Here is a 23865-nt window from a genome sequence, read left to right on the forward strand (position 1 = left end):
CCCAGCAACAACCGGTCAGGAGTCGGGACGACCCGGCTGAGGACGGACCCCGAACTGAAGGGCAAAGCCGGGCAGATGCCTTCCGATGTACAGAAGCAGCGCGTGGATGAAGACTACCACGCCCAGCATCTCCATCAGCTCCTCGAATCCGATGCTCAGCGCTGAGACAAAGCCCAGATCACCGAAGCGCGAATCGGTGTAGCCCTGCACCAGCTCCATCCCGAGAGCGGCGCCAACATACAGGCCGCCCGCCAGGACGAAGCGCCAGCGGATGGGCGCAGGCAGATGCGCCAGAAACCGGATGGAGCCGAGCAAGATCAGCAGCACTGCCAGCGCGTAGGGCACCACCCAGGCGAACCTGAGGACGCCGTCGAAGTCCATCAGGCGGCGCATCGGCGCGATGGTGTTGTCGTGCAGCCGCGCGATCTCGTCGACCGACAGGTACAGAAAGACGGCCGCGAAAAAGCCCCAGTAGACCGCGAACCGGTCGGCCGTCTGCCGCTTGGCCAGCGCGACGGCGCCCAGAATCAGGGCGCTGAACAGCAGCAGTCCTCCCGAAAAGGCCGAGGGCAGATTCGCTTCGCCGTTGGCGTCGAACATGACGAGCAGCCAGTCGCGCATGAAGAAGTCCGGCAGAAAGAAGTGGGCCGCCTGCGCCACGATATTGATCAACGCCAGGCCGAGGGCGGTCCAGCCGAGCAGGCGGGTCACCCGGCGCGGGGACAGCCAGAGGTGAACCGCCGTCGCCGGGGGCGCAGCCGGAGCGTCGGAGGTGCTCGCGGTGGGCCGGACCTCACCGACCTGAAGCGGCCTGCGTTCGGTCATGAGCGGGGGGTCCCTCCGGCGACCCGGCGCGCCGCCGGAGCCGGGCAGAGAGCGGGCGCGGCGGCCAGGCTCGGAACGTTGACCGGGAACACCTTCTTGAACCTGGGCATAGCAGCAGCTTAGAAAAGTCTCAGCTAAGCAAACGTTGCCGCAGAGTAAAAGCCGTTGTTGCCTGTGGGGAAGGGGTTGAAGTTGCCCTCCGCCCTGCCCGCGCCGTCATGCCTGGGTCAGTCGGCGGCGGCCAGCTCCCTTTCGCCCGGCGCCAGACTGTCTCCGGCGAGGCCCAGCAGGTGCCGGACGGCGGCGTTCCAGCCGGGGTCGTCCAGCACGCGGTAAAGGTGCGCCCACTGCCAGCGGCGGTAGGCGTCGGCGGCCGCTTCCAGCCGCTCGGCGTCGGCCGCCGGGTCAGCCAGGGGCGCGGGCGGCAGGCCGAGGTGAGCGCGCCCCAGGGCGCCTTCCAGCTCGGCCAGGGTCTTGGGACCCAGCGCAAAGGCCACCCGGCCACCCTCCAGCCAGCGGGTCAGGCTGGCCTCGTCGGGCAGGGCGTAGAGGATCAGCTCGCCGCCGGGGTGAGGCTGGCCGGGCGCGACCAGGGTGAGGCCGGGCACCTGATCGCGCAGGTACGCGGCGACCGGCCCGTCGGCGTAGGCGCTCGCCCCGGCGCGCAGGTGGCGCGTCGCCTCGCGCGGGTCGAGGCGGGGCACGGCGGGCGCGGTCTGCTCCCCGCTGGCCAGCCCCAGGCGTGCGGGGGCGCGCAGCGCCTGGCCGTGCAGTTCCAGCCGGGCCTGCCCGCGCCACTCGCTGCTGACGAGGTGGGTGGCGAGGTCATGCTCGCCAGACGCGGCCTGCGCCTCACCGTGCTTGACCCCGCGCAGCGCCCCGACCTGAAATTGCAGGCTGTCGCCGCGTTTGCCCACCAGCCGGGGCGCCGTCAGCGGCTCGCGCACATGCCACAGCGGCGGGGTATGGCCGGTGCCGAAGGGTTCAAAGGCCGCCGCCTGGGCCACCAGCTCTGCGGTCGCGCCCAGGGTCGGCAGCGGCGCGTCAAGCCGCCACTCGGGGACCGGAGGCGGAAACTGCCGGGCGTAGGCGTGCAGCCGCTCGCGCAGGGCCGGAAAATTCTCCCCGGGCAGTGCGAACCCGGCGGCGCCCGGGTGCCCGCCGTAGCGCGTCAGCAGGTCCTCGCTGTAGCGCAGGCCCCCCACCGCGCTGATGCCGGGGGTGCTGCGCACCGACCCCTTGCCCTGCGCGACCACGTACACCGGTTTGTGAAAGGCCTCGACCAGCTTGCTCGCCACGATGCCCATCACACCCACGTGCCAGTCCGGCCGCGTCACCACGATGGCCGGGTCACGGGGGTCGGCCAGCGCCAGGGCTTCTTGGTACATGCGGTCTTGCAGGCCGCGGCGCTCCTGGTTGCGCGTTTCCAGGTAGGCGGTAAGGGTGCGCGCCTCGTGCTCGCTGGAAGTGGTCAGCAGCCGCAGCGCCAGGTCGGCCTCGCCCAGCCGGCCGGCCGCGTTGATCAGCGGCGCGAGCAAGAACGCCACGTCCCGCGCTGTGGGCCGCCCGACTTTCCGGGCGTCCAGCAGGGCGCGCACGCCCGGCAGCGTGGAGGTGGCGAGCGCCTCTAGCCCGGCGCGCACCAGCGCCCGGTTCTCGCCGATCAGGGGCGCCACGTCGGCCACCGTGCCCAGGGTCGCCAGTCCCGCCAGCTCGCGCGGCTCGGGCAGGCCCAGCGCCTCACGCACGGCCCACAGCAGGTGGTAGGCGACTCCCGCCCCGGTCAGGTTGTGCAGCTCGGGGTCGTACCCGGTGGTCAGGTGCGGGTGGACCACCAGGCAGTCGGGGAAGTTCGGACCGGGCGCGTGGTGGTCAGTCACGATCACTTCCGTGCCGCGTGCCAGCAGCGCGCGGACCTCCTTCAGGTTGGTGACCCCGCAGTCCACCGTCACCAGCAGGTCACAGGCGGCGGCGTGCTCCTCGACTCGGTCAGGGTGAATGCCGTAGCCCTCGTTGAGCCGGTGGGGAATGAAGCCGTGGACCTCGGCGCCCAGCTCGCGCAGCCCCAGCACCAGCGTGGCGGTGGCGGTCACGCCGTCGGCGTCGTAGTCGCCGTGAATCCGCAGCCGTTTGTTCGCGCGGATGGCCGCGACCAGCCGCCGGGCCGCCTCGTGCAGCGCGGGGTTGGGGGTCAGCGCCAGCGGGGGGTCGAGGTGCGCCGGGGTCAGGCCACGGGCAGAGAGGACCTGCGCGAGCGGCGGCGAGACCCGCCAGGTCCGCATGCTCTCCAGCAGCGCCTCGCGGCTGGCCGGGGGAGCCAGCAGCCAGCGGGCTTCGGGGCGGGCGGGGAGCCGGCTCACGCGCTCTCCCGGACGCTCGGCCCCAGCTCGGCTGCGCCCGTCGGCCGCTCGGACGCGGAGGGCCCGGCGGCGGGCACAGCCGGGGAGAGGGTCCCCAGCCGGGCCTGCAAGGCGGCGCTCAGGCGGCCTTCCAGCCGGTCACGTTCGCGGGCCACCCGGCGGGAGCGCTGCCCGGCCTGCCACAGCGGGGGGAGCAGCAGCAGGGCCGCGTAGGCAGCCCCGAGACCCATGAAGAGCGCGACCGCGCCCCCCAGCGGCAGCAGCAGCTCAGCCCGTCCCAGCGGCAGCGGCAACCGGACCCGGCCGGGGTTTTCCAGCGCGACCAGCAGCAGGTAGGCCCCCAGCGCCAGCAGCAAGAGCACCTGGAGAAACTGCACGAGTCGCATGGCCACAGTCTAGCGCCGCTCCCGCCGCCCGCATCCTGGGTAGGCACGAAAAAAAGGCCCCACGGTGGGGGCCTCTTTTGCCAGGGGCGAAGATCAGAAGTAGAACTTCAGACCGGCCTTGACGGCGGGGACAAAGCCGCGCGCGCCAGTGTCGGCGGTGTTCTGGAGGGCGCCGGTCCCCTTGTTGCTGAGGTAGTAGCGGCCGCTGCCTTCCACGAACGCCGAGATGCTGTTGGTGATCTGGAAGTCCGCGCCGATCAGCCCGTTGACGTAGGTGTCGGTGGTGTTGGTGTTCGTGTTCGCCGCGCGGCTGTCGCTGCTCGTCAGACCCAGGCCCAGGCCCGCGTAGGGCTGGATGTTCGAGCCGGTGTCGAAGTTGTAGGTGGCGTTCACGTCCGCCGAGATGGCGTTGAAGCCGGGCTGGTACTCGGCCGAGACGCGGGCGCCGAAGGGGCCGACGACCGAGGTGCTGCCGACCATGCCGCCGAAGCTGGCGCAGAAGCTGACCTCGCGGCCGTTGCTGTTGGGCACGAAGCAGTTGCCGCTCGTCGCGCCGACGCTCACGCCGGCGTACAGGTTGCCCCGGGCGCTGTCGGTGGCCGGAGCCACGTCACCGATGATGACCGTGGTGGGCGCGGGGGTCGTGGTGACCGTGCCGGTGGTGTCGGTCGCGGGGGGCGTGACCACCGCCGCCGTGCCCGCGGGGCCAGCAGGACCCTGGGGACCCGCAGGACCGGCCGGACCCTGGGGACCGGCGGGGATGTTGCGGATGGCCGCTTCCAGCGCGTCGATCCGGGCGGTCAGCGCGGCGGTGTCGGCCCCGGCGGTGCCGGTCGTGCCCAGCGCGTTGATGCGCTCTTCCAGGGCGGCGATGCGCGCCTGCTGCTCGGCGCTGAGGCGCTCGAGGTCAGTCACGCGTGTGCTGATGGCGGCCAGCTCGGTGCTGACTTCCTGCATGCCGCGCGTGATGGTCGCCAGATCCGTCTGCGACAGGGTGCTGCTGCCGATCGCGCCGCTCTGGAGCAGGCGGTAGAAAATCAGGGCCGCTTCGTAGCGGGTCAGGTTCTGGTTGCCGCGGAAGGTGCCGTCGGGGTACCCCTGAATCAGGCCGCGCTGCACGATCACGTCGACGGCGTCCTTGGCCCAGTGCCCGGCGGGCACGTCGGTAAAGGTGACGACCTGGGCGGGAACCGCGCTGGTGGTGGTTGCCGGGGCGGCAGGCGCCGTGGGGGTGGCGGGCGTGGCCGGGGTGGTCTGGGCGCTGGCAGCGCCGAGGCTCAGGGCCAGGGTGGACGCGATGATCAGGGACTTACGCATGAGGTTCTCCTTTGTTCGCCCAGGCACGGCGGCGCCGTCCTGATGCATGGTCACACCGTAGGCAGGCCACGTGAGCGTCCTGTGAATTGTAGTCTTGGAACGTTCCCCAAACGTGCCAGATTCTTCTCAAAATCCCCAAGCCCTCTTTGTAATGAGTACAATCTAAGAAGAGAGGGTTTTTAAATGAGTTGCTGCTCTCTCGTGCCAGCAGCCTAAAACCCCTTTAGAATGAGAAAGCTGTCTCATGGTTCAGGCTTCAAACTCATGAGAAAAGGCTCATGCCCCCTCAGCGGGGCCGTTCGGGGGAGCGCTGCAGGGTTCTGCGGCCCGTTGCCGAGCGGGCTGGGCCAGAGGGACCAGGAGAGCGGCAGACTCCCCCTCTATACTCGCGCGCATGACCCAGATTCACGTCCGTGCCCAGCCTGGCGACGTTGCCGAATATGTCCTGCTGCCGGGTGATCCCCAGCGCGCGCGCCATATCGCGGAGACGTATCTGGAAGACGCAGTGCTGTACACCGAGCACCGCCAACTGCTGGGGTTCACGGGGACCTACCGGGGCGTGCGGATCAGCGTGCAGACCACCGGCATGGGGTGCCCCAGCGCCGCCATCGTGACCGAGGAACTCGCGCGCCTGGGCGCCCGGACGCTGATCCGGGTGGGCACCCTGGGCGGCGCGACGCCCGCCGTGCAGCCTGCCGACCTGGTGATCGCTACCGCCGCCGTCCCGAACGACGGCACCACCCGGCAACTGCTGGGGGGCGCGCCCTACGCCCCCGCCGCCAGCTTCGAGGTCGTGGAGGCGGCGGTCGGAGCGGCCCGCGCGCAGGGGTGGGCACACCACGTCGGGCTGGTGATGACCGAGGACGCCTTTTACGCCAGTACGCCCGAGCACGCCCGGCTGTGGGCCTCGCGCGGGGTGCTGGGGTTCGAGATGGAGGCCAGCGCGATCTTTCTGGTTGCGGCCCAGCACGGGCTGAGGGCCGGGTGCCTGACCGCGTGCAGCAACGACATCGGGGACCCCCAGCTTGTGCCGGACGGGGTGCTCGCCTCGGGGGTCGACCGCATGGTGCGGGTGGCGCTCGGCGCCGTGGCGGCGCTCGCCGGGCGCTGAGACGGTCCCCCCGGCTACCTCCTCCACCTACTGCGTCCCGCCTCCCTCTTCCTGCGCGCGGCCCGTGTCAGGATTGGCCCATGACGATGCTCGACGAGATCGACTTCCAACACCTGCAACTCGACCAGCACGGCCCGCTCGCGGTGCTGACAGTCAACCGGCCGGGGGCGCTCAACGCGCTGAATGCCGATACCCTCAGCGAGCTGTCGCAGGCGACCGAGGCCGTCATCGAGAACCCCGAGATCGGCGCGCTGATCATCACCGGGGGAGGCGACCGGGCCTTTGTGGCGGGGGCGGATATCTCTGAACTCGCGCAGCTGGGGGACGTGTACGCCGGGCGCGAGCTGGCGCTGGCCGGGCAGGACGTGATGCAGACCATCGCCAACCTGCCGATCCCGGTGATCGCGGCCGTCAACGGCTTCGCGCTGGGGGGCGGCCTGGAACTCGCGCTGGCCTGCGACGTGCGGGTGGCGTCCCCGCGCGCCAAGCTGGGCCTGCCGGAGGTCACGCTGGGCCTGATTCCGGGGTTCGGCGGCACCCAGCGTCTGGCGCGGCTGATCGGGCCGGGCCGGGCGCTGGACCTGATGCTCACCGCCCGCCAGGTCGGGGCCGAGGAGGCGTTGGCGCTGGGGCTGGTGAACTACGTCGCCGACGATCCCCTCCAAAAGGCGCGCGAGGTGGCCGAGCAGATGGTGAAAAACGCGCCCATCGCCCTCTCGCTGGTCAAGGAAGCCGTGCGCCGCGGGATGGACACCAGCCTGGAAGCCGGGCTGGAGGTCGAGGCCGACCTCTTCGGGATGCTGGTCGCGACCCAGGACTTCCGGGAAGGGACCTCGGCGTTCCTGGCCAAGCGCCGCGCGGAGTTCAAGGGTGAGTAGCCTGTGAACGGGGCGGGGGCGGCGGGCGCCGCGGGTCTGCCCAATCAGACGGTGCAGGAGGGAGAGGCGGTGGGCGAGTCCAAGTTCACGCTGAACGTGGCCGACGGAACCGTGCGGGACGTGGAGGGGCGTCACGGCGAGGCGGAAGCCGCCCCGCTGGAGCAGGCGCCCAGCGCGGGCCGGGTCGTGGAGTTCACCACCCCGCGCGCCAAGCTGATCGCGGAGGCGCACGGGGCAATCTCGGCGGACCTGGCCGACTATCCGCGCGCGCTGGCCGCCTACGAGGCGCTGCGCGGGGACCCCGAGGCGCTGGCCCACTGGGACATGGCGAACTACGTGACCATGCGCAAGCTGGGCTACAACGACCACGGGCGCGTCCACGCCTTTATCACGGGCGCGGCCAGCATGGCGATCACCGAGCTGTTGCTGGAAGCCGGGGTGCGGCCCGACATCATCGAATCGGGGGTGGGAGACGCCGAGGACGTGTTTCTGGCGGTGATCCTGGGCACCATGCTGCACGACATCGGCAACCAGATTCACCGGGTGGGCCACGAGGGCCACGGGGTGGCGCTGGCGCTGCCGATTCTCGACCGCATTCTGGGGCCGCTCTACGCCGACCCCTTCAAGCGGGTCAAGGTGCGCTCGTTTATTCTGGGGGCGATCAACTGCCACGACCTGAATCCGCCGCCCTTGACACTGGAAGGCGGCATCACGGCGGTCGCGGACGGCACCGACATCACCAAGGGGCGCGGGCGCAAGGCCTTTGCGCTGGGCAGCGTGGACATCCACTCCATCAGTGCGCTGGCGGTCGATCAGGTCGTGATCGAGCGCGGGCGGGACAAGCCGGTGCTGATCAGCGTGACCATGAACAACTCCGGCGGCATCTTTCAGGTCGAGGAGGTGCTGGCGCCCAAGGTGATCCGCACCCCCATGCAGCCCTACGTCGAGCTGTGCGCCTCCACCCGTGAGGACGGCGACGAGCAGATCCTGCGCCGGGTGCGGCTGGACGGCGACCATTTCGTGATGGACCTCGAGGACGGCGAGCGGATTGTCGCCCCGGTGCAAGACCGGCCCAAGCGGGTGGCCGGAGCCGTGATCGAGGCGCTGGGCCTGGACACCGAGCGGCGCTGAGCGCGCCCCGCCCCACAGAACCGGGGCGGCGCAGGGTCCGGGGCGGGGCGGCTGAGCCGTGGCCTGCCCCGGCGCGCCCCCGGCCGAGTGTGCCCGGCATTCACCCGCCCGGCTCCAGGCTTCCCTACACTGCCCGGTGTGATGAAGCTGTGGGGAGTGGGTCTTTCGGCCGCCGCCTTGCTGGGCGGCGCGCTCGCCATGGGTCTGGCGACCGAGGGCGGGGACAGGCTCGCGCCGGGCCTGCGGGTGGCGGGCGTGGACGTGGGGGGCCTGAGCCAAGATCAGGCGCTGGCGGCGCTCTCGGCGCGTGCGGCGACCCCGCCCCGGGTGACGGTGCAGGCGGGCGAGCGCCGCTGGACGGTGGAAGCCTCGCGCCTGGGCTGGCAGGCCGACGCGCGGGCGAGTTTGGAAGCGGCCCGGCGCGCCACCCAGAACCGCTCGTTGGTGCAGCGGGTGCGGGGGCTGGTGGGCCAGGCCCCGGTGCAGGAGCTGCCCCTGGTCACGCGGGTGGACCCGGCGGCGGCCCGCGCGGCGCTGGGGCGCCTGACGGCCGAATTGAACACCCAGCCCCGCGACGCGGCCATCGTCTTCGACAAGGCCAGCAAGCGGTTCGTGGTGACACCCGACGCGCCGGGCCGCCGGGCCGACGCGCCCGCCGCCGCCGCCCGCTACGCCGCCGACCCCGCGCTGACCACCCTGAGCCTGCCCGTGACCGAGTGGAAGGCGCGGTACACCGCCGCTGCCCTGCGCCCGCACGCCGAGCGCGGCAACGCGCTGATGCGCCCCTTCACGGTGCGGCTGGAGGGCACCGACCGCCGCGCGGGGCTGACGGCACTTCAGGTGGCCAACCTCTACTGGGTCCGTCCCGGCGGCATCGAACCCGACGAACAGACCCTGCGCGCAGCGTTTGACCGCCTGACGGCCCAGCTGGACCGCCCGGCGCAGAATGCCCGCTTCACTGGCCAGGGCGGCAAGCTGGTCAAGGTGGCCGAGCGGGCCGGGCGCGTCACGGCCCGCCCGGCGGCGCTGGCGGCCTTTCGCAAGGCGGTGCTGGACCCGGCAACCCGTTCGGCCGCGCTGCCGGGCAAGGTCAGCCGCCCGACCCTCACGCTGGCCGAGCTGCCCGACCCTGCCGGGCTGAAGCTGATCGCCAGTGGCAAGAGCACCTATTTCGGCAGCAGCCCCGAGCGGCGGGTCAACGTCGCCAACGCGGCGGCCCGCATCCACGGGATGGTCGTGCCCGCCGGGGAAGACTTCAGCTTCCTGACGGCGCTGGGCAGCATCACGTCCGAGAACGGCTTTGTGGGCGGCCTGATCATCAGCGGGGGGCGCACGGTGGACGGGCTGGGTGGGGGCGTGTGCCAGGTGTCCACCACCGTCTTCCGGGCGCTGTACCAGGCCGGGCTGCCGGTCGTGGAGCGCCACCAGCACTCCTACCGGGTGGGCTACTACGAGCCGCAGGTGGGTTTCGAGGCTGCCGTCTACGACCCCGGCCTCGACCTGCGGCTGAACAACGACACCAGGGCGCCCATCTTTATCAAGACCCTGAACGACGAGGCGAACAGCACGCTGGAGGTGCAGGTCTGGGGGATCAAGCCCCAGCGCCAGGTCACGGTCAGCCCCGCCACCATCCTGGCGCGCACGCCGCACCCGCCCGCCCAGTACGTCTTCAACCCCAACCTGCCTGCCGGGGCCGTGCGGCAGGTGGACTGGGCGCAAGACGGCTACCAGCTGCACATCACCCGCACGATCAAGGACGCGGCGGGCACCCGCACCGATCAGGTGGACACCGTGTACAAGCCCTGGCGCGCGGTGTTCGAGACCGGCCCGCGCGGCTGAGCCGGCGCGGGGAGGCCGCCGTCCGGTCAGCGGGGCCTCACGTCCCCGTCAGGCCCGCCGGGTAGAACGGGACCTATGAGACGCCTGTCGCCGCTGCTGCCCCTGACTGCCCTCGCGCTTGCCGGACTCGCGGGCGCCCAGTCGGCCCCGTCCCTCCCGGCGCCGACCGGGGTGACCTGGACGCTGACGGGCCTGACCGACGGGGGCAGGCTGATCGCGCCCGAAGCGGGGGCGGCGCGCCCCACCCTGCGGCTTGACGGCCGGGTCGCGGCGGGCACCACCGGCTGCAACGTGTACCGCGCCCCCTACGCCCTGCGCGGCGACGTGCTGCGCTTCGGTAGCCTGGGAACCACCCGCCGGGCCTGTCCGGGCGGCGCGGGGGCGCTCGAAGCCCGCTTCGTGAACCTGCTGGAGGGGGTCACCCGCTACCGCCTCAGCGGGCCGGTGCTGACCCTTTTTGCAGGACAGGACGACCGGCTGGTCTTCTCGTCGGGCGGGGTGGTGGGGCAGAGCGGCGGGACCTCCTCATCCGCCCGCCCGGAGGCCAGCGTGAACCTGGACGGCAACTGGACCCTGACTGGCGGCACGGCCCTGCGCCCGCTGGCCGGAAACGCGCCCAGCCTGACCCTGACCCAGGGACGGGTGAGCGGCAGCGGCGGCTGCAACCGCCTGAGCGGCAGCGTCCGCGCCAGCGGCGACGCGCTGACCTTCGGGCCGCTCGCGGTCACCCGCATGGCCTGCGCCCCCGCCGTGAACGCCCAGGAGCAAACGTTCCTGACCGTGCTGGGCACGCCCGGGCTGCGGGTCAACGTGCAGGGGCTGGGGCTGACCCTGACCGTGCCGAGTGGCCCGCTGGCCGGACAGACGCTGGTGTTTCGCCGGGCGGGGCTGACCGGCGGCGCGGCCCTGCGCGACCCCACCCCCCCGGCGGCGCCCGCCCCGACCGCCCGCGACGGCCTCTACCGCCTGACCGGGGTCAACGGCCAGCCGGTCCCGCACACCCCTCAGCCGGTGACCCTCAGCCTGGAGGGCGCGCGCCTCGGCGGCAACGACGGCTGCAACAGCTTTGGCGGCGAGTACCGGCTGGTGGGCGGGCGGCTGAGCCTGACCGGCCCGCTGGTCGGCACCCTGCGCGCCTGCCCCGAGCCGGAGGCAGTCACCGGTCTCCAGGCGCTGCTGCGCGCCCGGCCCACCCTGACTGTCACGGCGGGCGGGCTGACCCTCCAGGCAGGGGGCCAGACCCTGACCTTCACCCGCACGGGCCGCTGAGTCAGAGCGTCCTGCCACATGGGTCGCCCGCCGAGAAATCTGCGGGCGACTTCCTCGGAAGTTTGAGCGTGGGGAGGTTCCTTTCTCCAGGCAGACGGCCCACGTCCGCCCACACCAGCAAGTCGCGCGCAAGAGGGCCTCTGCGGTGGGGCTGCGGAGCTTGTTTCGTGTGCAGACGAACAGAATGCGCTGGGGCCGCGCCTCGTCGCTCATGGGAGGCACCTTCTCAACTCCGGGTCCTCCCTACAGCGGCCTGCGAATCGCGGCGAAGATCAGCCCGAAGATCAGGCACAGCAGCACCAGCCCGATCAGGGAAGCGTCGAGGCTGAAGTCCGGGCGCAGCGCGTCGCCCGTGAGCTTGAACACGCCGTAGGGGGCAGTCCAGCCCAGTGCGAACAGTCCCGCGCGGCGCAGGTAGGGCCGGGTCGCCATCGCCTGCGGAAAGAGCCGGGCGGGCAGCAGCATGGCGGGCAGCAGCAGCAGTTGCGCCAGCCAGAACCACAGCGGCAAGTTGCCGAAGCCGTACTCGACCCCGGCGAACAGCACGTTCAGGGCCGCGATCATCAGGCCCGTCACGATTATGGAACGCAGCAGCGGATTCATCCCTGGCATGTTCGCACACGGGGCGCCGGGGCCTGGGAAGGGGGGGAGCCGCTTGTGAACCCGCGCTCCGGCCCCGCATCATGGCGGGATGACCGGTTCTTCTTCTCCTGACCCGCTGCACGGCGTCACCCTCCAGCGGGTCGTGGAGCGGCTCGAAGGGCGCTACGGCTGGGACGGGCTGGCGCGGCGGGTGCCCGTGCGCTGCTTTCAGCACGACCCCAGCGTGGCCTCCAGCCTCAAGTTCCTGCGCAAGACGCCCTGGGCGCGGGCGCGGGTGGAGGCGCTCTACGTCGAGATGGTGCGCGAGGAGCAGGAGACCTGAGCGCCGCTGGAGAACCTTTCGGCGTGGACCGTCAGCGCGGGGCAGCGGGCCGCCCGCTCAGCGTGACGCGGGTCACCTCGCCCGGCAGGCGCTCGGCCACGTACTGAAGCTGCTCCCCGCCCCGGCGCAGGAAGTCGGCGTACTCGTCCTCGTCGGCGTAGATGCCGTTTTCCCCACCTTCCGAGACGAAGCCTGCCGCCTGCAAGGCCGGAAACAGCGCCCGGGGCCGCCAGCCCGCCAGGGTGTACTGCTCCACCCGCGCCGAGCCTTCCCGGACCTCACGGCGGTAGCTGCGGCTCTGCGGGCAGGTGGGCGTGAACTCCGCCGGAAGGGGAGAGAGGCCCCAGACCCGCCCGGGCTGCTCGATGCAGTACAGCGGCCCGCGCCAGCGGCTCTCGCTGGCCCACCACACGCCCAGCCCCAGCGATAGGGCGGCGAGCAGGGCGAGAGCGGGCACGCGGGCGCCGCGCCGGGTCATTCCTGGCTGGTGATAAAGGGCAGGTTGCGGTCGAACTGCGCGCGGTCGAGGCCGTAGCCGTAGACGAAGGCGTCGGGGATGGTAAACCCGAGGTACTCGACGGGCACCTCGACCCGGCGGCGGCTGGGCTTGCTGAGCAGCGCGGCGACCTTGAGGCTGGCCGGGCCGCGCCCCTGGAGGTAGTGCAGCAGGTAGTTCATGGTGATGCCGGTGTCCACGATGTCCTCGACCAGCAGGACGTGGCGGCCACTGATCGGGAATTGCAGGTCCTTGACGAGCTTGACCTCACCGCTGGACTGCTTGGCGTCGCCGTAGCTGCTCGCCTGGAGAAAGTCGATGGTGCAGGGCATGTTCAGGGCGCGCACCAGGTCCGCGTGAAACAGAAAAGCGCCGTTGAGCACGCAGATCAGGTGCGGTTCTTTGCCCGCGTAGTCTTGCCGGATCTTGTGGCCGAGTTCCTGAATGCGGGCCTGGACCTGCTCGGAGGAGATCTGCACGGGGCCGTTGCCGGGGGCGAGGCTCATATGGGCGTCAGGCTAACACGCGCCCTTCTTGCCTGTGGCGCCTGCTCTCTGCCCCGTATACTCCGGCGCATGACGGCTTGGCCTGCCACCGACTTCGACCACGTTCCGGGCGTGCTGGGCCGCATCGTGCGCGAGCGGGCCGCCGACTACGCGGGCGCCGACCCGGGGCCGGGGGCCGCCCGGGAGCGCTCCGGCCGCTTTCGCGCGGCGCTGGCCGGAGGCGACCTCGCCCTGATCGCGGAGGTCAAGCGCGCCAGCCCCAGCCAGGGCGCCATCGCCCCGCTCGACCCCGCCGGGGCGGCGCGGGCCTACCAGGCGGGCGGGGCTGCCGCGCTGAGCGTGCTGACCGAACCGCGCCACTTCGGCGGCAGCCCGGAGGCGCTGCGGGCAGTGGTGGCGGCGGTCAGCCTGCCGGTCTTGCGCAAGGACTTCGTGGTGCACCCGGCGATGTTGCGTGAGGCCGCCGAGTGGGGCGCCTCGGCGGCGCTGCTGATGGTGAGCGTGCTGGGGGCGGCGACCGGCGCGTATCTGGAGGTGGCCCACAGGCTCGGCCTCGACGCGCTGGTGGAGGTCCACGACGAGGCCGAGCTAGAGATCGCGCTCGCGGCCGGGGCCGGGATCATCGGCGTGAACAACCGCGACCTGCGGAGCCTGGAGATCGACCTGGGGGTCAGCCCCCGTTTGATTCGCCGCGCCCGGGAAGCGGGGTTCACGGGCCTGCTGGTGGCCGAGAGCGGCTACCGCACCCCCGCCGAATTGGCGGACGTGCGTGGCCTGGCCGACGCGGTGCTGGTGGGCAGCAGCCTGGCCGGAAGCGGCGATCTGGAAGCAGCGACCCGCGCCCTGCTGACCCCTTGAGCGCAGCCCTCACCTTCCTGGGCACCGCCGACAGCAAGGGCGTGCCGCGCTTCTGGTGTGCCTGCCCGGTCTGCACCGATGCCCGCGCCGGAGGCGTGAACCGCCGCACTCGCAGCGCCGCGCTGCTCCGGGGCGTGGGGCAGGGTGGGCAGCCCGAGACGCTGCTGCTCGACGCTGGCCCCGACCTGCACGCCCAGCTCGCGCGGCTGCCCGGACCGCTGGTGCCGGACGCTGTCCTGATCTCGCACGCGCACAACGACCACCTGCTGGGGCTGGGCGACCTGCTGGACTACGTGGCCTACGCGGGCGGGCGCCTGCGCGTGTACGCCCCCGCCGAGGTGGTCCCGCAGATTGCGGAGCGCTTCGGGTATGCCTTCCGGCGCGGGTCACCCGTGCAGCCCCTGCCGCAGGAAGGGCTGGACGCCCTGGGCCTGCGGGTGCGGGCCTTCCGGGTGCCGCACGGCGCGAACGGCCACAGCCACGCGTTCCGACTGGAGGGTCCCGGCTGGGCAGCGGCCTATGTCACCGACGCCCTCGACGTGCCCGGGGACGTGGCGGGCACCTGGTTGATGGGGCTGGACCTGCTGGTTCTGGGTACCTCCTTCGCGGACGAGTCGGGTGTGCTCCGCGCGGGGCGCAGCGTGTACGACGTGCGCGAGGCGCTGGCCCTGCCCTGGGCACGGGCGGCCCGCCGGGTGTACCTGACGCACCTCTCGCACGGGGTGGACGCGCGGACGCTGGGCCTGCCGGGGGGCTGGAGCTGCGCGCACGACGGACTGACCGTTCCGCTGGCCTGACCCCCCGGTCGCCCCCTAGACTGCCTCCATGCTCGCCGCCCTCTACCTGCTGCTCACGCTCGCGTTCGCCGGGGCGCTGCTCGCGCTGCTGTTAAAGCCAGGGGCAGCGGGCGGCCCGGTCGTGTGGGGGCTGGCGGCGGGGCTGCCGCTGCTTGCGGCGATGGCGGGGGCACTGAGCGCGCAGGCGCGGGCGGCGCGCACGCTGGCGGGCTACACGCTCGCACCCGTCACGGTGACGGTGGTCAACCGGGAGAGGCTCCACACCCTGACCCTGGATGCCCGGACCGCCGCCTGCGTCGAGCGGGCCGTGCGCCTGAACACGCCCAGCGCCCTGCTTACCCCCCGGGGCCGCGTCCTGCTGGTGGAGGGCACCCGGGTGGAGGGGAGCCTCCCGCCGCGCGCGGTGGTGGAGGCGCTGGGCATTCGCGGCGATCTGAGCTGCCCGCAGTTGCGCACGCTGTCCGAGCAGGAGCGTTCGGCGCTGGAGTGACCCCCGGTGCTGGCGGGCCTACTCGCCCAGGTAACGGCGCAGGTCGTCGAGGCTGTGGGCGGTGCCAATCACGACCAGCTTGTCGTGGGGGCGCAGTTCGTCCTCGGCGCGCGGGGTGACCTCGACCTTGCCCGCCCGGCTGACCGCGATCACCTGCACGCCGAAACGTCCGGTAAGGTTCAGGTCGCGCAGGCTGCCGCGCAGGCGCTCGTTGGCCTCGATCTCCACGATGGCGTAGTCGCCGCCCAGATCGAGGGTGTCCACGATGTTGGGGGTGGCGATCTGGCGCGCGAGCCGCACGCCCATGTCGTGTTCGGGCCGGATCACCAGGTCGGCGCCGATGCGCTCCAGCACCCGGCGGGCCATCTCGTCGACCGCCTTGGTCACCACGTAGGGGGCGCCCAGGCTCTTGGCGTTCATGGTCGCCAGGATGTTGGCCTGCACGTCGGTGCCGATGGCGACCACCACCACGTCGAAGTCGGCGGCGCCGATCGACCGCAGCGCGCGCTCGTCGCTGGCGTCCACGATGGCCGCGTGGGTGACCAGGTTCATCACCCGCTCGACATTCTCCTCGTTGTGGTCGATGGCGACGACCTCGTGCCCCATCTCGTAGAGGGTGGTGGCGACGGCGGTTCCGAAGCGGCCCAGGCCGATCACCAGGCATTGTTTGGTCTTCATGGGTAGGGGGGGTTTCCTTTCGCGGGGAGGGGCTCAGCCGACCAGAATATCGCGCTCGGGCGGGTACTTGACGCGGCGGCTGCGCTGGCTGCGCAGGCTGAAGGCCACCGCGAACGTGACCGGCCCGATGCGCCCGAGGTACATCAGTACCGTCAGGATCACCAGGCCGGGGTCGTTGATCAGGTGGGTGGTGTTCATGGAAAGGCCCACGGTGGCGGCCGCGCTCACCGTCTCGAACAGCAGGTGCGTGAAGCCGAGTTTGGGGTTGGTGGCGAGCAGCGCGAAAAACGCACCCGCGACCAGCAGCGCGTAGAGGGTCGTCACCGTTCCGGCCCGCACCACGTTCTCGGGTTCGACCCGCCGCCCGAAGGCGATCAGTTCGCCGCGCCCGCGCACCATGTTCCAGGCGCTGCCCACCAGGATCGCCAGCGTGCTGGTCTTGATGCCGCCCCCCGTCGAGCCGCTGTTGGCGCCCACGAACATCAGCGCGATCAAGAGAAAGAGGCTGGCGCTCGTCAGGCTGCTGATGTCCACCGTGGCAAAGCCGCCCGAGCGCGGGGTCACGCTCTGGAAAAAGGCGGCGAGCAGCTTGCCGGGCGCGTCCAGCGGCCCCAGCGTGCGCGCGTTTCCCCACTCCAGGGCCAGAATCAGCGCCGCGCCGATCAGCAGCAGCAGCCCGGTCGTCAGCAGGGTCAGCTTGGAGTACACCAGCAGGCGGTTGCGCCGGGGCCGCAGCAGGTGCGTCAGCACGTTGAGCTGCACCAGAAAGCCCAGGCCGCCCAGGATGATCAGGAGGCTGATCGTCAGGCTGACCAGGGGATCGGCGGCGTACTGGCCCATCCCGCCCGGCACGACCACGAAGCCCGCGTTGTTGTAGGCGCTGACCGCGTGGAACACCGCCTGGTACAGCCCCTCGCCCAGCCCGAACTGCGGCACGAAGCGCAGGGCCAGCAGCGCGGCCCCCGCGACCTCGGCCACCAGCGTGTACAGAAAGATGATGCGGATCAGGGGCAGCACGCCGCCCACGTCCAGCGCATTGATCTGCTGCACCAGATGCTGCCGCTCGGAGAAGTTCACCCGCCGCCCGGTCAGAAAGGCGAAGAGGGTCCCGAAGGTCAGGATGCCCAGCCCGCCCACCTGCGCCAGAAAGATGATCAGCAGCTGCCCGGCCCGGGTAAAGGCCTCGCCGGTATCGGCCACGACCAGCCCGGTGATGCAGATCGCGCTGGTGGCGGTAAACAGCCGGTCGACAAAGCTCAGCTCCGCGCCTGGACCCGTGACGCCCGGCAGGTGCAGCAGCCCCGTCCCCAGCGCGATGCCGACCAGATAGACCAGCGCGATCAGTTGCGGGGGCGTGAAACGCGAGATCAGCGCCCGCCGGGGCCGCTCGGAAACCCGCGCGGGAGCAGGACGGCGCGGAGCGCGCCTCACCGGAAGCCCCGCTGGGCCGGGCAGTGGCCCGCGCGCCCCGCCTCGACCGGGCGGGCGCCGACCCGGACCGTAGCAGGCGCGGCAGGCCACACGCCGGACGCGGGGGCGGGCGCTGGGGCAAAAGAGGGGCGCGGCATAGGAAAACGGGCGATTCTACCACCGCCCCTTCCCGCGCCGTCCCCGCCCCGTATACTGCCTTGCCTGCGGCCGCGTCCGCTGTCTGGACCCGGCCCTCCCCGCTGCTTTTTCCCCCCCCGCCTTTTCCGGCTCGTCCTCTCCCGTCTCACCCGGGACGGGGACGTGGAGGTCCCCATGCCGCGCTCTGACCGACCGAACACCCACCCCAACCACAACCGCCAGAAAAACCCCACCTCCACCCGACCGAAAAAGGCGAGGGGCGACCACCGCGCCCGCCAGCCCGCGCACGAGTACGTGCTCGAGGCGCTGCCTGGCCTGGAGGGGGTCGCCGCCGAGGAGCTGCGCACCGTGCCGCTGGCGCGCGACATCCGGGGCCTGCGCTTCTGGTATCCCGGCGACCCGGAGCGCCTGACCCGGCTGCGCGGGGCGGTCGCCGCCTTCCGCATCCGTGCCTGGGATGTGCCGCGCCCACGCGGCTTGCTGGGGCACCAGCAACTGGGCGAACTCACCGATTTTCTGGCGGGGGTGGCGCGGCAGGGCGGGCACCGCTCCTTCCGGCTGGCGGCGGCGGGCAAGGAGTCGAGCGTGATGCAGCGTCTGGCCGAGGAACTTCAGCGCAGCCTGAACCTGCCTTTCGACGCCGAGGAGGGCGAACTCCTGATTCGGCTGCGTCCCCAGGAGGACGGCCCCGGCTGGGAGGTGCTCGCGCGCCTCACGCCCCGGCCGCTTTCCGCGCGCACGTGGCGGGTGTGTAACCGGGGGGGCGGCCTGAACGCGACCATTGCCTACGCCCTGCACCGCCTGGCCGGGCAGCGCGAGGAGGACCGCATCTTCAACCCCATGAGCGGCAGCGGCACCCTGCTTGTCGAGCGCGCGCTGCTGGGACCCTACGACGCGATGGTGGGGGTGGACACCGACGCCGAGGCCGTCGCCTGCGCCCGCGCCAACCTCCAGGCCGCCGGGCGCGAGGTCGAGGTCGCGCAGGTGGACGCCCTGCACACGGGCCTGCCGGACCGCTCCTTCGACCTGATCGTCTCCGACCTGCCCTGGGGGGACGCCATCGGCACCCACGGCGGCAACGCGGCGCTCTACCCGGCCTTTTTGCAGGAGATGCACCGCCTGCTCAGCCGCCAGGGCCGCCTGGTGGTCCTGACCCACGAACTGCGGCTTTTCGAGCGCCTGCTGGCCGGGCAAAGCCGCTGGCACGCCCACGAACTGTTTCAGGTCTACAGCGGGGGGCACCACCCCAAGGCCTACCTGCTGGGCAAGCGCTGACGCCGTCCCCGGGGGCCGTGCCCAGCCTCAGGCTTCGGCGCCGGGGGCCTGGACCGCGCCCGGGTTCTCGGTGGTCGGGGCAGTCACGGATGCCGGGCGCGGCCACGCCACCAGCACCACGCCCGTCAGGATCACGCCCAGCGCCCCCCAGCCCAGGCCGGTCAGCGTCTCGCCGCCCAGGCCGACGCCCAGCAGCACTGCCACCACCGGATTGACGTAGGCGTAGCTGGTCGCCAGCGCGGGCCGGGTGTGCGCCACCAGGTACATGTAGGCGCTGTAGGCGACCAGGCTGCCGAACACCGTCAGGTAGGCCAGCGCCCACAGGCTCGCGGCGGTCGGCTCGGTCCAGCGTTCGCCCAGCCCCAGGCTGAGCAGGCCCAGCAGCACGCCCCCGGCCAGCATCTCGGCGGCGCTGCCCATCAGTCCGGCGGGCAGCGGCAGGCGGCGCGACCACTGGCTGCCGAAGGTCCAGCACAGCGGAGCGAGAATCAGCAGCGCCGCCGCCAGCGGGGTGGCGCGCAACTCGCCCACGTTCAGCAGCGCGATCCCCAGCAGGCCCACCCCGATCCCCAGCCACTCGCGCCCGCCGGTGCGCTCACCCCACAGCCGCGCGAACAGCGCCGCGAACAGGGGAGAGACGGCCAGCACCATCGCCGCCACCGAACTGCTCGCGTCGCGCTCGGCCAGCGTGACCAGCCCGGTGCCGCCCCCCAGCAGCAGCAGGCCCACAGCGGCGCTCGCTCCCCACTCGCGCCGGGTGGGGGCGGGCACGCCCCGCCAGCGCAAAAAGGCGTAGAGCAGCGCCCCCGCCCCCAGAAAGCGCGCCGCCAGCATCCCCAGCGGCGGCAGGCTGCCAATCGCCACCTTGATGCCGAAGTAGGTGCTGCCCCACACCACGTACACCAGCGCGAGGCACAGCAGCACGGCCGGAGTCAGGCGGGCGGCGGGGCGGGAGCGGGAGACGGGGGCACTCACCGGGAGAGCATACCCGCCCATCTGGGGGCATGCCCATCTGCGGCCTCGCCGCGTCCGGCCCCACCGTACACTGCCCGCGTGTCGCCCTCCGAACGGCCCTGGACTTTGGCGCTGGGCGGCGGCGTGCTGCTGGTGGCGGGGCTGGCGCTGGGGCCGCTGCTGCGCCCGGCTCCGGCGCCCACGGTCACGCGGGCCGCGCTCCCCCTGCCCACCCCGGCCACGGGGCAGCCCCCTGTGGCCGCGCCCGAATACCCGACCACCGCCAGCGTTCAGCCCCTGATCTCGGGGCGCGTGAACCTGAATTCGGCCAGCCGTGAGCAGCTCGAAGCCCTGCCGAAGGTCGGCCCGGCGCTCGCGGCGCGGATCATGGCGGCGCGGCCCTACCGCAGCCTCGCGGACCTCGACCGGGTGAAGGGGATCGGCCCGTCCACCCTGTCGGCCCTGACCCCGCTGGTCAGCTTCTGAGATGACCGGAAGGCACGCGGCGGCGCCCGCTCCCGTTCCTGTGCCCGTTCCCACCCGCGCGGCGGCGGCCGGTCGCCTCGCCTGGCCGGTGCCGCTCGCGCTGGGCGTCATCGGCGGCATCTTGCTGAGCCTGGGTCTGGGGTGGGGCGGACTGGTGGCGCTGGCCGGAGCGGGCCTGGCGGCACTCGACCGCCGGGCGCTGCTCGCCGGGCTGGCGCTGCTGGGCACGGGGCTAGGCTTCGGGGCCGGGCGCCTCAACGCCGCGCAGCCTGACCGCCTGGCCCCCTGGGTGGGCGCGCAGGTCACCTTGACCGGCGAGTGGGACGGCCAGTTCCTGCGCCTGACCGACCCGCCCGCGCGGGTGGCCCTCTCGCCCCGGCCTGCCGCTTCCCCGGGCAGGCTGGTCGTCAGCGGGCGGCTGGTGCGTCCCGAAGGGCGGCGCGTGCCGGGCGGCTTCGATCAGGCGGCGTGGTTGCGCGGGCAGGGCGGCCTGTTCGTGCCCACGCCGACGACGGTGCTGGTGGCCGCCCAGGTGCGGCGCCACACCGGGCAGGGCGGCGTGCGCGGCTGGTTTCGCCGTGGCCTCACCGCAGGCCTGACGCCGAGGCAGGCCGCGCTGATGCAGGCCATCGAGCTGGGCGACCGGGGCGACATCGGCCGCGAGGACTTCGGGGAAGGCTACTCGGTGCGCGACGCCTTTGCCCGCTCGGGCCTCTCGCACCTGATGGCGCTCAGCGGGCAGAACGTGGCCCTCTTGACCGGCGCGGTGGTCTGGCTGCTGATTCGCCTGCGGGTCAGCGTGAGGTGGCGGTACCTGCTGGCGGCGGGGTTCCTGGGGCCTTACCTGCTGCTCGTCGGCGTGTCGCCCAGCATCCTGCGGGCCTGCCTGATGGGCGGCGCGGTGCTGCTCGCCTTCGCCATCGGCCGGGGGCGCCCCGACCCCCTCGCCGTGATCGCGCTGGCGGCGACCCTCTGCCTGCTGCCCTTTCCGCTGTGGCTGCTCGACGTGGGCTTTCAGCTCTCCTTTCTGGCAGTGCTGGGCCTGAGCCTGTCGGGCAAACTCGCCGCGCGGCTGCCGGAGCGCTGGCCTGCCTGGCTGCGGCTGGCGCTGGTGGCCACCGTGCTGGCCGAACTCGCCACCCTGCCCGTCATCGCCGGAACGTTCGGGCAGCTCCCGCTGGTGGGCCTGCCCGCCAACCTGATCGCGGGGGCGCTGATGGCCGCGCTGGTGCCGCTGGGTTTCGTGGCCGGGCTGCTGGGGCCGCTCGCTGCGGGGGTGAACGGGCTGACCGGCCTGCTCGCCTCCGCACTGCTGCTGGTGGTGGAAGTCTTCGGGCGGGCGCCCGTCCTGGGCTGGGGGGCGGTGGGTCCGGCGGGGCTGGCCGCCTGGGGCGTCGCGGCCTGTGCCGGGGCGCTGTGGCTGCTGGGCCGGGTGCGGGCGCGGACCGCGCTGGGGACCCTCCTCGCCTGCGCCGCGCTGACCCTGCTGCCCGGGTGGCTGAGGCCCGCCCGCGAACTCGTCTTTCTCGATGTCGGCCAGGGCGACAGCACGTTGGTCCGGGCGCCCGGCCTGGGTGTGCTGGTGGACGGCGGCGGCTCGGTCGGGTCCGACTACGATGTGGGCGGGCGCACGGTCGTCCCCGCCCTGCGCGCGCTGGGCGTGCGGTCGCTGAGCGCCGTGGTCGCCACCCACGCCGACACCGACCATATCGAGGGTGACAAGAATATTTTTTCTCACGAGCGGCTACCTTTTTAACAACAAACGCTGTGAATATTTCGGCGGAAATGTCCTGCTGATTGCAGGCAGCGTAAAGCATGTCGCTCCCACCGTTGCCCGAGGCGTCCCCCTACGAGGTTGGCATCGTCCGCAAGGTCGCTGGGATCGTGCGGCAGCCGCAGCCGGACCGCACCGAGTCCAGCCTGGTGCTGATCGTCGCTCCGGTGCGGCCCTGGTTGCACTCGGAGAGGGGGACCGGTCGGTTGTGGCGAAATGACGCTGTTGATCTCCGGAGCCAGGTCGCCGTTCGGGTCCCGCTGACCTACCTGCCCGCTGCCCCGGTCGGCACCCTGTACATCGGCCACGATCTCGTCGCTCCCACCGTGGACCCTACCCCAGGGGTGCATACCGGAGAGTTCGGTGTCGTTGTGCCTGATGAACCCGTGTACGTGCAGCTCGACGCGCTTGTGCCGGATCGTGAAAAGAAAGAATACGTGCTCAATCCCCACACCCACAGTTTTGGCAGCGCATACCACGGCGTTCGCAATACCTACTATGTGCAGCTCTCCGTTGGTCGCGGTCGGACCCTGCTGATTCCGGTCGAGGAAGTGATCCGGTTTTACTGGGGCACATCATCATCTCCATTTTTTGAACGACTCCTCGCCAGCCGTGCCACGAGTCTGTTGGAGCGGGAACACCTCCACGAGTTCCTCGACCTGAACCACACAGGGATGGATGACGAAGGCATCTTCCACGCGGCGCTCCGGCCTGGACTTTCTTACTCCGATGCCCGCGTGCTGGGTCGCCTGTGGAATGATCCTCTGGCCCGGCTGCGCGTGACCCAGATGCTGAGTGGATTCCGGTTGCCTCAACCCGGCTTCCTCGCCAAGGCCACCCGGACTTCCTTCCCCTTCGCAGGCGAGACCCGACTCAAGGTCGAAGGCGTCTACACGCACCAGGACGGAGGCTGGACAATGTTGGTGCACCGCATCCGCCGGTGTACCCATCCCTTCCCCTTCGAGGAAGTGCGTGTCGTTGCCCCGAAATACTCGCAGTTCCTGTCCCCGGATGCGGTCTCGGAGGACAGGCCCGAAGGTCAGCCACCACAGATCGCTGGATCACGTTCCAGAAAGCGGCCCTCCGTGACCGGCTGGGCGCCTCCGCGACGTATCCAGCCCGTGATGTACCGGCAAGAGCGTTACGAGGATATGTTCCCGGACACGGCCAACAAACCCGTCCGGACTATCCGCGCGAATGAAGTTGTCGGTGCACGTGGTCGTAAACGCAAAGATCAGGACCCCCGTGGAGGGTTTGGGCCTGGTGTTCCCGGGGGGGAGGGTGTCCCTGTCGCTGTGCAGCCCGAAGCCGAAGTCGTGCCCGATCCACCCGAGAAGGCGCGCCGCATCAGGTCTCCTCGGCCTTACGTCGGTCATCTGGACACCCTGGACCGGGCAGTGCCCCTCCTGAAACAGAAAGGCTACGAGGTCATGTCCTGCTGCGTCACAGAGCCGGAATCGGGATGCTTTTCGTTCCGCACTGACGAAGAAGTCAGGGAAATTCCCGCAGACTCGGACCTCTGGGAGCATGTGTACGACCCTGTTCTGGGGATGATGCGCCTTCGCCGGGGCAGAATCATCAGGATTGGCAAGAGGCAGCCCGCTCCGGAGGGGAAAGAAGGGGCGATGGCCTATGGCTACGCGTTCGAGGTCGAGCTGGAGGGGTCTGCTTTCGTTTACTTCGAGCATGTCACGAGGGAAATGTTGCAGGAAGACGTGTTGCAGGAGGCTATTCGGGTCGGCCTGGCTCGCCAGGGCGTCTGGCGGAGTGCGGCCTACAGGGAGATCGACGGCAAAACGAAGAAGTACTATCAGAGCAATCTGATCTTGCCGGATGTGTCTGTGTGCTCTCTAGGGGTCAAAAGTGGCAAGGCAATCGGGGAAGGCCCTTCCAGTGCTGCGTTTCGAGTTGCTGAGCACGGCACGAAGGGCATCAAGGCCG

At 71.5% G+C, this 23865-nt stretch carries 24 protein-coding genes; 13 read left to right on the plus strand and 11 right to left on the minus strand.

Annotated features, from left to right (window positions below; genetic code table 11):
* Positions 1-15 precede the first annotated feature (15 nt).
* The 4 genes from HNQ09_RS13400 to HNQ09_RS13415 form a co-directional block, all read right to left on the minus strand.
* The gene (locus HNQ09_RS13400) at positions 16-825 is read right to left on the minus strand and encodes a hypothetical protein (protein ID WP_184030227.1); all 810 of its coding nucleotides are present in this window, start codon (positions 823-825) and stop codon (positions 16-18) included.
* Between the two features lie 227 nt (positions 826-1052).
* The gene (locus HNQ09_RS13405) at positions 1053-3107 is read right to left on the minus strand and encodes a single-stranded-DNA-specific exonuclease RecJ (protein WP_184030286.1); all 2055 of its coding nucleotides are present in this window, start codon (positions 3105-3107) and stop codon (positions 1053-1055) included.
* A 74-nt stretch (positions 3108-3181) separates the two neighbouring features.
* Positions 3182-3571: a hypothetical protein gene (locus HNQ09_RS13410; RefSeq protein ID WP_184030228.1), complete on the minus strand. Its 390-nt coding sequence runs from the start codon at positions 3569-3571 to the stop codon at positions 3182-3184.
* A gap of 93 nt (positions 3572-3664) precedes the next feature.
* The gene (locus tag HNQ09_RS13415; protein ID WP_184030230.1) at positions 3665-4888 is read right to left on the minus strand and encodes an S-layer homology domain-containing protein; all 1224 of its coding nucleotides are present in this window, start codon (positions 4886-4888) and stop codon (positions 3665-3667) included.
* Between the two features lie 394 nt (positions 4889-5282).
* On the opposite strand from HNQ09_RS13415, the gene HNQ09_RS13420 reads away from it, so the two are divergent.
* The 5 genes from HNQ09_RS13420 to HNQ09_RS13440 all read left to right on the plus strand — a co-directional run bounded on the left by HNQ09_RS13420 (position 5283) and on the right by HNQ09_RS13440 (position 11116).
* Positions 5283-5999 carry a phosphorylase family protein gene (locus HNQ09_RS13420; protein ID WP_184030232.1) on the plus strand — a complete coding sequence of 239 codons (717 nt, stop codon included), beginning with the start codon at positions 5283-5285 and terminating at the stop codon, positions 5997-5999.
* 80 nt (positions 6000-6079) lie between these two features.
* Positions 6080-6877, plus strand: a complete 798-nt coding sequence (locus tag HNQ09_RS13425) for an enoyl-CoA hydratase/isomerase family protein (protein WP_184030233.1) — start codon at positions 6080-6082, stop codon at positions 6875-6877.
* Positions 6878-6913: 36 nt separating this feature from the next.
* On the plus strand, positions 6914-8008 hold the full coding sequence (locus HNQ09_RS13430) for a phosphohydrolase (protein WP_221269836.1): 1095 nt from the start codon (positions 6914-6916) through the stop codon (positions 8006-8008).
* Positions 8009-8149: 141 nt separating this feature from the next.
* Positions 8150-9847: a VanW family protein gene (locus HNQ09_RS13435; RefSeq protein ID WP_184030235.1), complete on the plus strand. Its 1698-nt coding sequence runs from the start codon at positions 8150-8152 to the stop codon at positions 9845-9847.
* 75 nt (positions 9848-9922) lie between these two features.
* Positions 9923-11116: an META domain-containing protein gene (locus HNQ09_RS13440; protein ID WP_184030238.1), complete on the plus strand. Its 1194-nt coding sequence runs from the start codon at positions 9923-9925 to the stop codon at positions 11114-11116.
* A gap of 243 nt (positions 11117-11359) precedes the next feature.
* On the opposite strand, the gene HNQ09_RS13445 is transcribed toward HNQ09_RS13440, so the two are convergent.
* Positions 11360-11719, minus strand: coding sequence for a hypothetical protein (locus HNQ09_RS13445; protein ID WP_184030240.1), 360 nt, complete (start codon positions 11717-11719; stop codon positions 11360-11362).
* Between the two features lie 88 nt (positions 11720-11807).
* On the opposite strand from HNQ09_RS13445, the gene HNQ09_RS13450 reads away from it, so the two are divergent.
* Complete coding sequence (locus tag HNQ09_RS13450; protein ID WP_184030242.1) at positions 11808-12041, plus strand: VF530 family protein; 234 nt, start codon at positions 11808-11810, stop codon at positions 12039-12041.
* 31 nt (positions 12042-12072) lie between these two features.
* Here HNQ09_RS13450 and HNQ09_RS13455 read toward each other — a convergent pair whose 3' ends face one another.
* Together HNQ09_RS13455 and hpt are read right to left on the minus strand one after the other, a co-directional pair.
* Positions 12073-12519, minus strand: a complete 447-nt coding sequence (locus HNQ09_RS13455; protein WP_246363353.1) for a hypothetical protein — start codon at positions 12517-12519, stop codon at positions 12073-12075.
* On the minus strand, positions 12516-13043 hold the full coding sequence (gene hpt, locus HNQ09_RS13460) for a hypoxanthine phosphoribosyltransferase (RefSeq protein ID WP_184030244.1): 528 nt from the start codon (positions 13041-13043) through the stop codon (positions 12516-12518). The genes HNQ09_RS13455 and hpt overlap by 4 nt, the downstream gene beginning before the upstream one ends.
* A 69-nt stretch (positions 13044-13112) precedes the next feature.
* Here hpt and trpC point away from each other — a divergent pair, with 69 nt between their 5' ends.
* From trpC to HNQ09_RS13475, 3 genes are read left to right on the plus strand one after another with little or no spacing between them, the layout of a single operon-like run.
* On the plus strand, positions 13113-13901 hold the full coding sequence (trpC, locus tag HNQ09_RS13465) for an indole-3-glycerol phosphate synthase TrpC (RefSeq protein WP_184030246.1): 789 nt from the start codon (positions 13113-13115) through the stop codon (positions 13899-13901).
* Positions 13898-14698, plus strand: a complete 801-nt coding sequence (locus HNQ09_RS13470; RefSeq protein ID WP_184030248.1) for an MBL fold metallo-hydrolase — start codon at positions 13898-13900, stop codon at positions 14696-14698. Before trpC ends, HNQ09_RS13470 begins: the two co-directional genes overlap by 4 nt.
* Positions 14699-14726: 28 nt before the next feature.
* Positions 14727-15188, plus strand: coding sequence for a hypothetical protein (locus tag HNQ09_RS13475; protein WP_184030251.1), 462 nt, complete (start codon positions 14727-14729; stop codon positions 15186-15188).
* A gap of 18 nt (positions 15189-15206) precedes the next feature.
* Here the strand turns inward: HNQ09_RS13475 and HNQ09_RS13480 are convergent, their stop codons facing one another.
* The 3 genes from HNQ09_RS13480 to HNQ09_RS13490 are packed head-to-tail and all read right to left on the minus strand — an operon-like array spanning position 15207 to position 17434.
* A complete protein-coding gene (locus tag HNQ09_RS13480; RefSeq protein ID WP_184030254.1) occupies positions 15207-15866 on the minus strand; it encodes a potassium channel family protein in 660 nt (219 codons plus the stop codon).
* Positions 15867-15899: 33 nt separating this feature from the next.
* Positions 15900-17297 carry a TrkH family potassium uptake protein gene (locus tag HNQ09_RS13485; protein ID WP_184030257.1) on the minus strand — a complete coding sequence of 466 codons (1398 nt, stop codon included), beginning with the start codon at positions 17295-17297 and terminating at the stop codon, positions 15900-15902.
* Positions 17294-17434, minus strand: coding sequence for a hypothetical protein (locus HNQ09_RS13490; RefSeq protein ID WP_184030260.1), 141 nt, complete (start codon positions 17432-17434; stop codon positions 17294-17296). The genes HNQ09_RS13485 and HNQ09_RS13490 overlap by 4 nt, the downstream gene beginning before the upstream one ends.
* Positions 17435-17609: 175 nt before the next feature.
* On the opposite strand from HNQ09_RS13490, the gene HNQ09_RS13495 reads away from it, so the two are divergent.
* Positions 17610-18710 carry a methyltransferase domain-containing protein gene (locus tag HNQ09_RS13495; RefSeq protein ID WP_184030262.1) on the plus strand — a complete coding sequence of 367 codons (1101 nt, stop codon included), beginning with the start codon at positions 17610-17612 and terminating at the stop codon, positions 18708-18710.
* Between the two features lie 27 nt (positions 18711-18737).
* Here the strand turns inward: HNQ09_RS13495 and yedA are convergent, their stop codons facing one another.
* Positions 18738-19706 carry a drug/metabolite exporter YedA gene (gene yedA / locus HNQ09_RS13500; protein ID WP_184030265.1) on the minus strand — a complete coding sequence of 323 codons (969 nt, stop codon included), beginning with the start codon at positions 19704-19706 and terminating at the stop codon, positions 18738-18740.
* A gap of 57 nt (positions 19707-19763) precedes the next feature.
* Here yedA and HNQ09_RS13505 point away from each other — a divergent pair, with 57 nt between their 5' ends.
* The 3 genes from HNQ09_RS13505 to HNQ09_RS13515 all read left to right on the plus strand — a co-directional run.
* Positions 19764-20150, plus strand: a complete 387-nt coding sequence (locus HNQ09_RS13505) for a helix-hairpin-helix domain-containing protein (protein WP_184030268.1) — start codon at positions 19764-19766, stop codon at positions 20148-20150.
* Between the two features lies 1 nt (position 20151).
* Positions 20152-21906 (plus strand): ComEC/Rec2 family competence protein, encoded by a 1755-nt coding sequence (locus HNQ09_RS13510; protein ID WP_343057814.1) that lies wholly within the window; start codon positions 20152-20154, stop codon positions 21904-21906.
* Positions 21907-21965: 59 nt separating this feature from the next.
* A partial coding sequence (locus HNQ09_RS13515) for a hypothetical protein (protein WP_184030293.1) occupies positions 21966-23865 on the plus strand: 1900 nt, incomplete at its 3' end.

This window comes from Deinococcus budaensis (assembly GCF_014201885.1).
Lineage (GTDB): Bacteria > Deinococcota > Deinococci > Deinococcales > Deinococcaceae > Deinococcus > Deinococcus budaensis.